Genomic DNA, 11,100 nt, shown 5'->3' with positions numbered 1-11,100 from the left:
GTATGGGCCGCTGCGGAGGCCATCAAGGCGCGTTTTTTCTTCAGCAAATAACCGCGATCAATCAACCCCTTGATGATACCGGCTCGCGTGGCTTCAGTACCAATACCGGTGGTGTCCCGAAGTTTTTGTTTCAGGCGTGGATCGTTGACCAGCTTGGCCACATTTTTCATGGCCTTGATCAGATCGCCTTCGGTGAGAGGTTTGGGAGCGGCAGTGCGCATGGATTTGAGCTCCGCATCGTCCACTGCGCACTGCGTGCCCTGTTGCAAGGCTGGTAAGACTTGGGACTTGTGACTGGGCTCATCCTCTTCGGTATTTTCGCAGAGCAAGCTTTTCCAGCCCTGGACCAGGATCTGTTTGCCAACAGCGGTCAATCGTTCTTCGCCACATTCCAGTTCGACTTGGGTCCGATCAAACTCATGATGCGGAAGAAACTGCGCTAGGTAGTGGCTACGGATCAGTTCGTAGGCATGGCGTTCTTGTTCGGACATCCGCGCCAGGTTTGCCGGCTCGGTAGTGGGAATGATGCCGTGGTGCGCTGTGACCTTGGCATCGTTCCACACGCGGGAGCGCAATGATCGATCGAGGCTCCCGAATGCAGGTCTGAGTGCAGGATCCGTTTTGAGCAGGGCATCGAGTACCGCGGGTGCCTCGTTGAACATACTCTCTGGCAAATAGCGGCAATCGCTGCGCGGGTAGGTGGTGGCTTTGTGGGTTTCATACAGGGCTTGGGCGATGTTCAGGACTTCCTGAACGCCGAGCCCCAGCTTACGCGAGCAGACTTCCTGCAACGTGCTCAGGTCGAAGGGCAGGGGCGGCGGTTCTCGGAAATGCTCAGTCTGCAACGAGAGTACCGTGGCGGACTTACCATCGGTGATTGTTTGGACCGCCTGATGGGCAAACGCCTGTTGCAGGCAACGCCCCGCCTCGTCCCGTCCTGAACGTGGTGGTAACCACGACGCGATGAATCGCAGGCCCATCGACGATAGGTGCACTTCAACGGTCCAGTAGGGTACCGGGACGAAGCTGGCAATAGCACGATCCCGATCGACCACTAGACGTAAAGTGGGTGTCTGGACGCGTCCAACCGACAATACGCCGTCGTAACCCACCCGCCGACCAAGGAGGGTAAACAAACGACTGAGGTTCATGCCGATCAGCCAGTCGGCACGGCTGCGGGCTAGGGCTGAATGATAGAGCGGGAAGGTCTCCTGACCGGACTTCAGCGAGGACAACGCTTTGCGAATCGAGGCCTCGTTGAGTGCGGACAACCAGAGGCGCTGAACGGGACCTCGATACTCGCAGAGCTCCAGTAACTCGCGAGCAATCATTTCACCTTCGCGATCGGCGTCGGTCGCGATGACGACGGTGGTAGCGTCACTGAGCAGGCGTTTGATGACTTTGAATTGTGCCGCGGTCTTGGATTTGACCTCGACCTGCCACTGCGCGGGAATGATCGGTAGATGATCCAACGACCAGTTCTTGTACTGAATGCCGTAGGTTTCAGGCGGGGCCGTCTCCAGCAGGTGGCCGATACACCAGGTGACAGTTGTCTCGGGGCCGATCAGGCAACCATCGCCACGCCGAGTGGCTCCGAGAACCTTGGCGATGTCACGACCCTGGGACGGTTTCTCGCAGAGGAAGAGACGCATAGCACTGCTCCGGATTGAGTTCGGAGCAGCGTTGTTCGAAGTAGCAGGGGCGAGATATGAGAAACCTGAATGACAGGTTCCTCATATTAGTCGGTGAGTGCAGCTTTGAATGGGCCGAGGCTGCTACCTTGTTGTAGCGTGGGCAACAGGATGAATCTTCACGAACAGCGAGTAATCACTGGTCGGCAACTTCGCGCAAAGGCGCAATTTTTATACCTAAGCTATGAGGCCTTAGGTGGCGGCGCTTTGCGCTTGCTGGGCTTCGACACAGTTGAAATGGTTTGCTCGGTATTTTGCCCGACGTGTTTCGCGGCTGCTGACTGCTCACTGGATCGTTCCCGCATGATCACACTATGCACTCGGTGGGGCAGGACACCGACTCGACGGGCCTCGATCTTGAAGGTCACCCGCGCGTTGTCTTCGCTGTCCTCCCACTCATCGCGCACCGTACGACCTTCAACCAGCACGCGCATGCCTTTCTGGTACAGCGTGCTCCAGTGTTCAGCCTCACGGTGCCAGAGCTCAACCGGCGCCCAATAACCGCCTCGATCTTCATAGCTGCCCTCGCGTGGGATGGGGTTGTCGAAGTACACATTCAGCCGTAGCAAACGCCGTGGCTCGTCATTGCCTGAGGTGAACTCCTGAAACTCTGGCGCACTGCCGATATTGCCTTCACCGACGAAAAAAGTACTCATCGTGATACCTCCACTGGGGGTGTGAACTGGCGCAGCAGCCGTTCGGCACTGGCCATGTTGATCGCGCACGTCGTGGCCTGGCGGTAGAGCGAATGCACCACGCTCATCTGCAGGTTCAGTGCAATGCGCTCGCATTCGAAACGGTGTAATCGCTCGCGCACGACCTGGGGCAGGGCGTTGTTGCAGATCTGGCGTTCCCAGACCGCAACCCCCATGCGGGCAAAATCACGGGTGCGCCAACGCAAAAAGGTGCTGCCCGCGCTGGTGTTCTGCAGCACCAATCGGATATCCAACAGTGAATAAGGAGGCTGTCCGGCCTGCTGCACCACAGCCTCCATCAGGCGACATAACTGCGCCTCAATTTCCCTCGCCACCTGCGCCAGGTGCTCCAACTCCCCCTTACCCTTAAAAGGTTTTAAAAGACCTTTTAGGGAGGCTGCGTGTTCGAGCTGTCGATAGGCATCCGGTGTCAACGCGTCGAAGGGCATTGGGTGAGCCGAGGTCAGGGGATTCATGCTTCGTCCTCCGGCTCATTCACTGTCGCAGACGACGCTCCCACGTCCTCTGCCAACGCGTCGGCGTCATCCACTACCACCGCACCACGGCGAGTGATTGGCGGCGCGAACTGGGAGCGGCGATGACCCTCCAGTATGTCCATCGGGGGCAAACCCATCTTCTCGATGGCCGCAATGGCACGGGCGTTGTTCGCCGCCATGTCATCGCGCGTGACGCCGGCATGCCGATAGCGCTGGGCCTGGCCGAACAGGCTGCGCAGCAGATGGGCGCCATCATCGATCCAGGCTTCCATGTCGACGCGGCCGATCAGGGCGGTGTGATGGGCCAACAGGGTACGGCGCACCAGGGTGTCGTAGTCGGTCAGCAGGTAGACCGCGAGGAAACCCAGCTGGCTGCCGATGTACAACGGCAAGGTGACGGGGTGGATGTTGAGGTTATCGCCCATGTCGATCTGTGTCGGCAGGTCCTGTCTGATCCGGTCCAGCTGCTGGGTCAGTTCCAGCATCCCAACCTTGGCCTGCATCAGTTTTTCTTCGAGTTGCACGATGGCCCAATCGGCATAGGGATCGTCCTGGGCCGCGGTTTGTTTGATCAGGTTGGTGACACTGATGTAGCCGGCCATACCCATGATCGAGTGGACGCCTTCGCGTGTGGCTCGACCTTGCCAGATACGGGCGGCATGGTGGGTGTGCAGGGTCAGGGTGATGCTGCTGCGCAATGAACCCAGATTGAGTTGATAGTGATCGGCCACGGTGGTGTCCTCGCATCGGCTTGGACGGGAACGTTGCAACAGATGAGGGTCAAGGACAGCCAAAAAGCTGAATGCGATCTGTTCGTTTTGGTTTAAGAGAGCTAACTATGGAGACGTCAGTGGATTTGATGCCAGTGGCATCAAATCCATTGACGTCTACGTTCATGGGAAGCATGTCTCGGCTTTTCCCTAAAAGTTTCATAGTTTGGTCCGATGTGTTCGCAGAGTGGAACTCCATGGATTTGATGCCAGGCATCAAATCTACTGACGTCCACCGCGTTTGCCACGCAGTTGGCGCAGCTCATTCAGGCACGCTTGGGCAAGGGCAGAAGCGGTTTCGCCCTGTTGTCGAGATGGCCGCGAGGGGGCGGGTGAGGGCGGTTCTGCAATGGAGGACGGTTCGGCCTGACCTGCCCAAGGACGAAAGTCGCCTTTCAGCGCACGTTGGATCAGTCCCATCAGATACGCCGCTGGCTTGCGGATTCCACCGGCCGCACAACGTGCCCCCGCTTCGTTGAGCACCGCCTGCCGATCCCCTGGTTTAAGCTTGTTCAGCGCCACGGCGACGGCCTGACGCTCGCTTGGGCTCAGGTGCAGCGCAGCGGGCCAGTGCAGGTTATCCACCGCTGGGGTCGCGCGCGGTACTGTACAAATACTTTCTTTTAATACAGTACAGGCGGCGTTCGGATTCCGAACGGTGCCGGAAACACTGGCGTTCAGACCCGGTTCGGAATCCGAACGAGGGCCTGCACGATTCCGAACGAGGGCATCTTCCCTCAGTTCGGAATCGTGTAACACGGCATCGGTTGCCTGATCCAATCCTTGCTGCGTCCAGTGTTCGCCCCAGCTGTCAAGCCGCGTCGGTAACCGATCCCGATCGATATTCGTGTCTTGGCGGACTTCCTCCACAACGTGCTGCGCGACAATACGCACCGCCTTGGTGGCATGACCGAGGGCATGTCCGACCAGCGCCAGGTAATCCTGATCCAGTTCCATGGCTTCGGCGGGGGTTAACGGCTCATCGTGCAGGACGTACAGCGAACCTTGAAGACGTCCGCTGAGCTGATCGCGTCCGCGACTCACCAAACTGAGCCAGCGTGTCAACCTGAGCATCGTCAACACCCGAGCAATGGTTTCACGGGAGGCTGATGCACCGTAGGGCGCGCTCGACAGGTAAGGCTGCAAATCCTCATAGCGCGGCGTGACCACGCCCTGGCCTTGCAGCATGAGTCGAAACACCTGCCAGGCATTACGTTCCAATGGCGTCAGTCGATTATCCAACAGCAGCCGACGTGGCACGACTTCGTGAGATTGGCCACTGAACAAAAAGCCAGCCTGTAGGGCCTGGTTGGAGGGTTGTTCAGTGGTGGGGCGTGCGGGCCAGCGTTCACTCAGCTGCTGGGTGCACTGCTGCAGGACACGTTGCCAGCGACTGGAAGGTGCAGTGTTCATGTTCCGTTGCTGTACTGGTCTATCTGCTGCCATACGATGGTCAAGCTGATCTGTTGCTCTTCGGCCAGCATCATCATGGCGTCGAGCTGATCCTCGGGACCGTCCTGAGCGCGTAGCTGGCACCATCGCTGCCAGAGCGCATGCTCCTGGGCTTCGCTCAAATGCTGAGGACGGCCCTTACGGGTTTCTATCTTGAGCAGACGCCGACGCAAGGCGGTTTCCGAATGCGCCAGGCCGAAGCACTGATACATGATGGTGCTGCTGGCACCCAGTTTGAGCGCTCGGTTGATCAAGCGCTCGTTCTGCTCGTCGCGTTCGGCTTGCTCGATCAACCGATGCAGCACCGGCGAGTCGATCTTGACCTCGACCCAAGACACTGTGGCATGGGCCAGGCGCGACAGCGTGGTGGGCGGTAAGGATTGCAACAGGTAGATGTCGTCCTCACCCAGTCCGAGTGCCTTGCAGCGTTGCAAATTACCCAGGCGCAGTTCATGCAGCACCTGGGTCAGCATGGCCTGGTTGAGCACATTGAAGGAGAGGTTCATGGCAGCTCCTTCGGTGAGTTGTCTTCAGGCGGAAGCGTTAAGTCGATCAGGCGTCGGGCCAGGCGGATCAGGCGATACAGTTTGATTAACAGACCGTCGGGCAGTCGCTCCAGCCCTACGTCCACGGCGGGACGATTTGTCAGCGGGAGTTGATAGATCCCCAGCAACAATTGGCCGAACAGCGCGGAGGGCAGTTGCTTACGATCTTCCCAATTGACTTCGTCTTGAGCGCGCAACAGGGCCAGGAGCAGCAGGTGAACGCCGGCCGCGCGAGGCGTGGCAAGATCAACCCGTTCGATGTCTAGAGCGAAGCCCAAGCCAAGCTTCTGATCGATGACGCTCTCGGGATGTCCGGCATAGGCCGCCATTTCCCGCGCCAGTCCAGCAATGGCTAAACGCAGTTGTTCGGGGCTATCCAGTGCTGGTGCAATGGTCCAGATGTCGTCGGTCGTGCAGCCCTCGACGCTCGGTGCTGCTTCGGTGGCGGTCTCACGATCGATCTGCTCGCGAATCTGTTGAACGCGTGACGGAGGGCTGACCGCCGATGCGACATTCGTTTCTGGCGGTGTGAGCGGTTCCTCCCGTGTAGGTTCGGTCTGGGGGCTGGCATCCGTTGATCTGGAATGGGGCTCGGAGGAGGGAGGTCCTGCCGAGGCTTCATCAATGCCCGGCGGATGGCTGTTCTCCGAGGGTGTGGTCACGACGATGCCCGGCGTTGAGATGACGCGCTGGGTGTCGCTCAGTTCCAACGCCAACATACGGTAGGACTGTCCGAGCAAGCGGCTCATGCGTTCGAGCAGTTCATCCTGGAGTTGCTCAAGATCGAAGGATTCGGGGTCGGCATCGAAGTTGCCCAGAGTCTCGAGCCAGAAATCAACGAACGCAATGGGGGCGGTTGGATATCGGTTCCAGGTTCGTTCTGCCTGGCTGCGTAGGCCGATCAGGCGTTCGATCTGGGGCTTACCCAATCCGGCATACAGGGTTTGTGGAATCGCGGGCAGTAAGTGTTCGAGAGTGTCCAGCATCCGGCTGATGTGCGGCTGCGAAATCGGATAGCCTCCAGCGGCAAGACGTCGTGCCAGCTCACGTTGTGAGAGCACAGCTCCATCTGGTTCGAGCATGGTTTTGAGTTTGGCCACGGCCAGAGCACGTTCGATGAAGGTGAGCTGGCCATGCAGATCGCTTTCAGCCAGATGGCCGAGGAGGGCGGTGAGTTCATTGCTCCAGGGGCGGAATAGGCAATGAATACGGAAGAAGCGCTCGTCGCGGGTTTCCTGCCACAACTCGCCGAGAATCGCTAAGCGAGTATTACCGCCGTTGCGGATGATGAAATAGGTTTCTCCCGGGCGGCGAGTAATCGGCGGAGGTTGATCCAGCCCGCGTTCACGGATCGAAGCCTTGATATCGTCATATAGGGGATTACGGATGAAACGCGGGTTGTGTTCGTAGGGCCGCAACTGTTCCAGAGTGACCAGCATAGGTGTGTCGATGAGTGGATCGGACAGCCGCTCCAGCTCTGGGCCGCGAGGGAAGTGGTCCTGGTGCAGCTTGTCGGTGATCTCCTCCTGACTAAGTTTCTTCATCTGAACAACCTCGGTTAACGCCGATTGCGCAAATGATCGCCGACCTCGAACTTGACGATCTCGGCGGTGCCGGAACCTTCGAAATGTCGGGAGAGTTCTGCGAGGAACCAACCCATGGCCGAGCGCCCACCCTGCAGGCGAAAGACCACGGTGCAGTACTCCTCGCAAGGTGGCTGATGTGGTCGAATGGATGGTTGAACGATGATAGGAAGCTGATCCAACATCAAAAGACTCCTTGCCAAACGCTGTTGGCCTCAAGGTCGAACAAACACAATGACTGGGCGAGAAATACCGGCTGAGTGATTCGTCTCATCGAATCTCCGCGTATCTGCTCACCGTAGAGATCGCTTCGCGCCATTCCGGAAACAACTCGATGGCCAGCGCTTGCATGGTTTCCAGCGCTGATGGCGAGCGTCGTTCGCGTGACTGGCGCGTCTCGATTCGATGGGCCGGTAGGCCGAGGGAGGCGGCATTGAGGTATGCCACGCGGTCTGGAACTACGGTGTCTAGAACCGAGATGTTGGTAGCCCCAGCGAAGGTCTCGCGCAGGCCACGGATGATCATCCGGGTGTCCACCCGAATGGCGTTCACCTGGTTCAGTAGCAGTCTCAACGGCGGCGGTGGAATGCCCAGATGGCGAAATGGTTCAAGCCCGTTGAGCAGATTTAAGGTGCCACGGTGCAGTTCGCGGGCGGCGAGCATTTCCGGAGTGATGGGAGAGAGGGCGAGATCGGAGGCCAGGATGGCCATCTCCAGCAGCACGCTACGTGCGCCCTGGGTGTCGATCAAAAGCAGGTCATAATTGGAGCGGAAATTATCGAGCAAACTGCGTAGCCGTAGTCGCCCGTCGGGGGCATGCAGCAGCAAGGTGCTCAGTCGGCCTTGATCGTCGTTGGAGAGGATCAGGTCGAGACCAACAACAGTGGTTGTGGAAATTATCTGCGCAGGATCTCTCAGGTTGAGCGCAATGAACTCGTACGCACCAGCGATGGCCTCGTGGCTCAATGCGTAATAGCTGGAGAGAGTGGGCTGGCTATCCAGGTCCAGCAGAAGGACTCGCAGACCAGCATCTGCCAGAAGACCGCCAAGGTTGGCGGCCACTGTGGTTTTGCCCACGCCGCCCTTGGTAGAAACCACCGATACCACACGCATGGCATCAGGCCTGCTGACCTAAGCGTTCAACGACCCACCGCTCGATCTCCAGCGAGTCCCAACCGACTGCACGCAATCCAATGCGTTTAGCCTGAGGGAATTTACCTTCTTTCATCAGGTTGTAGATGTGGGCACGCTTGAAGCCGGTTTTTCGTTCGACTTCTTCGCGGCGCATGATGTGGCGTTCGACCTGCGGTAGAGGTATTTCAGCGATGGGTGAGGATTGGGTGGGCATGCTGGTCACTCCTGGCGCCGATTGGCGCGTGGTGGGAAGTGACCTGAATTGAATAGCAGAATGGGGAGGGCGTCATTGCACTGCAATCGTTGGGATTGCAGTGCAATGCTTTGGTCTATTTGCTTTTTTTGAGGCTGCGATTGGCTGCGGCAAACTTTTCATCCAGCGTTCGTTTGCTGAGGCCGGGCACATCTTGATGGCGTGCGATAACGGCATCGACGATTGCCGCTTGATTCTTGAATACGGAGAGAGGCTTTCCAGAGGGTGAATGGTCCAGGAAGAGATTGACTAAAACGCCGATGATGTTCTGGTAGGTGATTTCGCTACGCTCGCTGAGCTGTCCATGCGTTTTGACCATTGCTTTGAGGTCATCCCGCTCAAGTCCGATAGCCTGGAGATCTACCGAAATATCTTGGAGATGATGCTGTAGCGTGTTGAGCTCTCGTAGAAGGGTATCCCGATCCGCTTGTAGCGCAAGGAAAGTTCCCAGGCTGACGTTCTCATGAGCGTCTCTGCTTGATTCAAACAGAAAGCCAGGCTTCTGATCGGGATAATAAACCTGCATCCAGTGGCGCAGGTCAGAATGGCGGATTGTTAGTTGATAAGGCTCCACATAACTCCCTCTGGGAACCGAAATACCGAGACAGCCGTAAGTCAGTTCTCCATTACGTACTGCGTCGTAGATTTTTTCGATAGCTGCGTGCAAGCAGGGCCATTGCGGAAATAGGGAGGCCAGCTCCTCGGGACGAGACCATCTTGCTTGGACTATCTGTGCTTCGTAACGGATAAGATTGCACCAACGCAATGCTGCGTCGATTGGGCGGTAGAAGGTTTTGGAATGCGGATTAAATGTATAAAAGGACATAATAGCGATAGACCTCCCTTCCTAATGGATGGGCCTCTCGCCGAATACCTATATCCAACCATCACTGATGGCAGTGGCGGTTCACTCGGATTTTAGCTCGGTGAGGTCATTCCATTTACCTATTGCACGATGCTGTTTTCATATGTGTTTGCCCGAGAGCCTATTTTGGTGCACAGATCGACTCTTGTAGCCTGCATTGGTTTGTTAATTTAGAGATCAGTGATTTGGAAATTTAGGTGAAGCAATATAGACCATTTTGCAGACAGTTGATTTGGGGTTAGGTTCAGTTAGTAAGGCTCCTGCATTCATCGGTAATTTGTTAGCCGGTCGAATCCTGGTAATAGATTAACTAGGCAAGTTATTTCATTTTCCTATTGCACTATGTTGTTTTAATATGCTTACTGCTCAATGGCCTATTCGAATGAGTGGAAGGAAGGCTTTTGTAATCTATGGAATTGTCCGTTCAGGCGCCAAAGCATGGCTTTTAAATTAGCTGCAGCCAAGTAAACAATTTTTCCGCAGATACTTCACAGCTTGATTTAACGCAAGTAATTGGGCCCATTGCTGATGTGTACAGGTGGCTTGTTTACTGCTCGATACCTGCCTACGTTCGCTCGTTGGTCCTAGTATCAGTTCTCATCGATAGATGCCGCCTGCGAGCCAGTACGTACATGCCGGTGGAGTACCGGCTAATAACGCGGGAAAACCGGACATCGGTTGCGCAGGAACTGAGGTGGGCAAAAGCCACGGTGGCGCCCAAGCACGTGCAGCGCAATTCCCGCAACGGCTGAATCTGAGTTTGGCCGGAGTGGCTGTTGGCTGGCTCACCGCGGATACGCTATCGTTGGTCAGCAAGACCGTCTCTAATACGTTGCGTGTCACCCTTTGTTGAGTAGCATCGAGAAGAGTTAGTGAGTAACACAGTTAGGGTCGGCGTGAGGCAGCAAGCTGCAGTCCTTTTTCAGTGGCAAGGCGATATGCAGGGCAACGAAGTCTCGACTTCTGTGGAGCACGGGACTTTGTGCTCTCTCTGGTGTGAGGGCGGTAACGAGTGTGACTTTGAGTGCGCACACGACCAAGTGATCAACCAATTTCGCCGTTCTGGGTATCAGAGGTGGCGCTAGCCTCGGACAATAAGATTCGCAGGCACCATCTTTCGTATTTCTCGCCGAGCGTGGTCAATGAACGGCTTGAGTATGAGTGTGGATGAGTTGCGTTGCGATATTACGATAGAAAAGTCGTCTATGATTGCGGGCTCAAAAGGGATGAACTTGAGCATGTTTCCCGTATAGGCACTCGCCGTCAAAGGATCAATAATGGAAACTCCCAAGCCTGCCTCAGCCAGCTTGAGGATTGCTGAAGAAACCTGTGTTTCAGCGCTCATACGTCTGCTGATACCATGCATCAGCGAATCAATTTTCTTGCGCGACTCCATCAATGGCATGTAAGAAATAAAACTCTCACCTTCAAAATCCTCTGGATGCAAAACTTCCCGACTCGCTAAGCGATGATTTACCGGTACGACCCCGGCCATCTTGGCAGATACCAAAATCTCGCTGTTGCCGTAGCGAGTCGTTTGCATAGAAAACATCGCAAATCCTAAGTCGCACCGGTCGCGCTGAACCATATCTAGAACAGTTGCCGAGCTGTGCAT

General features: G+C 56.5%; 12 protein-coding genes. All 12 read right to left on the bottom strand.

The window, feature by feature from the left end; genetic code table 11:
- On the bottom strand, positions 1-1,652 hold a 1,652-nt coding region (locus tag C8K58_RS32030), incomplete at its 3' end, for a DNA topoisomerase III (protein ID WP_108574924.1).
- A 221-nt stretch (positions 1,653-1,873) separates the two neighbouring features.
- On the bottom strand, positions 1,874-2,347 hold the full coding sequence (locus C8K58_RS32025; protein ID WP_054092804.1) for a single-stranded DNA-binding protein: 474 nt from the start codon (positions 2,345-2,347) through the stop codon (positions 1,874-1,876).
- Positions 2,344-2,862 (bottom strand): DUF3158 family protein, encoded by a 519-nt coding sequence (locus tag C8K58_RS32020; RefSeq protein ID WP_054092803.1) that lies wholly within the window; start codon positions 2,860-2,862, stop codon positions 2,344-2,346. The genes C8K58_RS32025 and C8K58_RS32020 overlap by 4 nt, the downstream gene beginning before the upstream one ends.
- Positions 2,859-3,614: a PFL_4669 family integrating conjugative element protein gene (locus C8K58_RS32015; RefSeq protein WP_108574923.1), complete on the bottom strand. Its 756-nt coding sequence runs from the start codon at positions 3,612-3,614 to the stop codon at positions 2,859-2,861. Before C8K58_RS32015 ends, C8K58_RS32020 begins: the two co-directional genes overlap by 4 nt.
- Positions 3,615-3,875: 261 nt before the next feature.
- Positions 3,876-5,066, bottom strand: a complete 1,191-nt coding sequence (locus C8K58_RS32010) for an STY4528 family pathogenicity island replication protein (RefSeq protein ID WP_054092801.1) — start codon at positions 5,064-5,066, stop codon at positions 3,876-3,878.
- Positions 5,063-5,611, bottom strand: coding sequence for a DUF2857 domain-containing protein (locus C8K58_RS32005; protein ID WP_054092800.1), 549 nt, complete (start codon positions 5,609-5,611; stop codon positions 5,063-5,065). The genes C8K58_RS32010 and C8K58_RS32005 overlap by 4 nt, the downstream gene beginning before the upstream one ends.
- Positions 5,608-7,194, bottom strand: coding sequence for a ParB family protein (locus C8K58_RS32000; protein ID WP_108574922.1), 1,587 nt, complete (start codon positions 7,192-7,194; stop codon positions 5,608-5,610). The genes C8K58_RS32005 and C8K58_RS32000 overlap by 4 nt, the downstream gene beginning before the upstream one ends.
- Positions 7,195-7,208: 14 nt before the next feature.
- On the bottom strand, positions 7,209-7,418 hold the full coding sequence (locus tag C8K58_RS33285; RefSeq protein WP_054092798.1) for a hypothetical protein: 210 nt from the start codon (positions 7,416-7,418) through the stop codon (positions 7,209-7,211).
- A gap of 85 nt (positions 7,419-7,503) precedes the next feature.
- The gene (locus C8K58_RS31990) at positions 7,504-8,346 is read right to left on the bottom strand and encodes a ParA family protein (protein WP_108574921.1); all 843 of its coding nucleotides are present in this window, start codon (positions 8,344-8,346) and stop codon (positions 7,504-7,506) included.
- A 4-nt stretch (positions 8,347-8,350) separates the two neighbouring features.
- Positions 8,351-8,581 (bottom strand): AlpA family phage regulatory protein, encoded by a 231-nt coding sequence (locus C8K58_RS31985; RefSeq protein WP_054092796.1) that lies wholly within the window; start codon positions 8,579-8,581, stop codon positions 8,351-8,353.
- A 115-nt stretch (positions 8,582-8,696) separates the two neighbouring features.
- Positions 8,697-9,446, bottom strand: a complete 750-nt coding sequence (locus C8K58_RS31980) for a hypothetical protein (RefSeq protein ID WP_054092795.1) — start codon at positions 9,444-9,446, stop codon at positions 8,697-8,699.
- Between the two features lie 1,120 nt (positions 9,447-10,566).
- The coding region (locus tag C8K58_RS31975) for a LysR substrate-binding domain-containing protein (RefSeq protein WP_256592567.1) at positions 10,567-11,100 on the bottom strand (534 nt) is incomplete at its 5' end.

It is taken from the genome of Pseudomonas sp. GV047 (genome assembly GCF_003058245.1).
In the GTDB taxonomy this organism is placed as follows: Bacteria; Pseudomonadota; Gammaproteobacteria; order Pseudomonadales; family Pseudomonadaceae; genus Aquipseudomonas; species Aquipseudomonas marginalis.
This window is presented reverse-complemented; position numbering and strand designations above follow the sequence as displayed.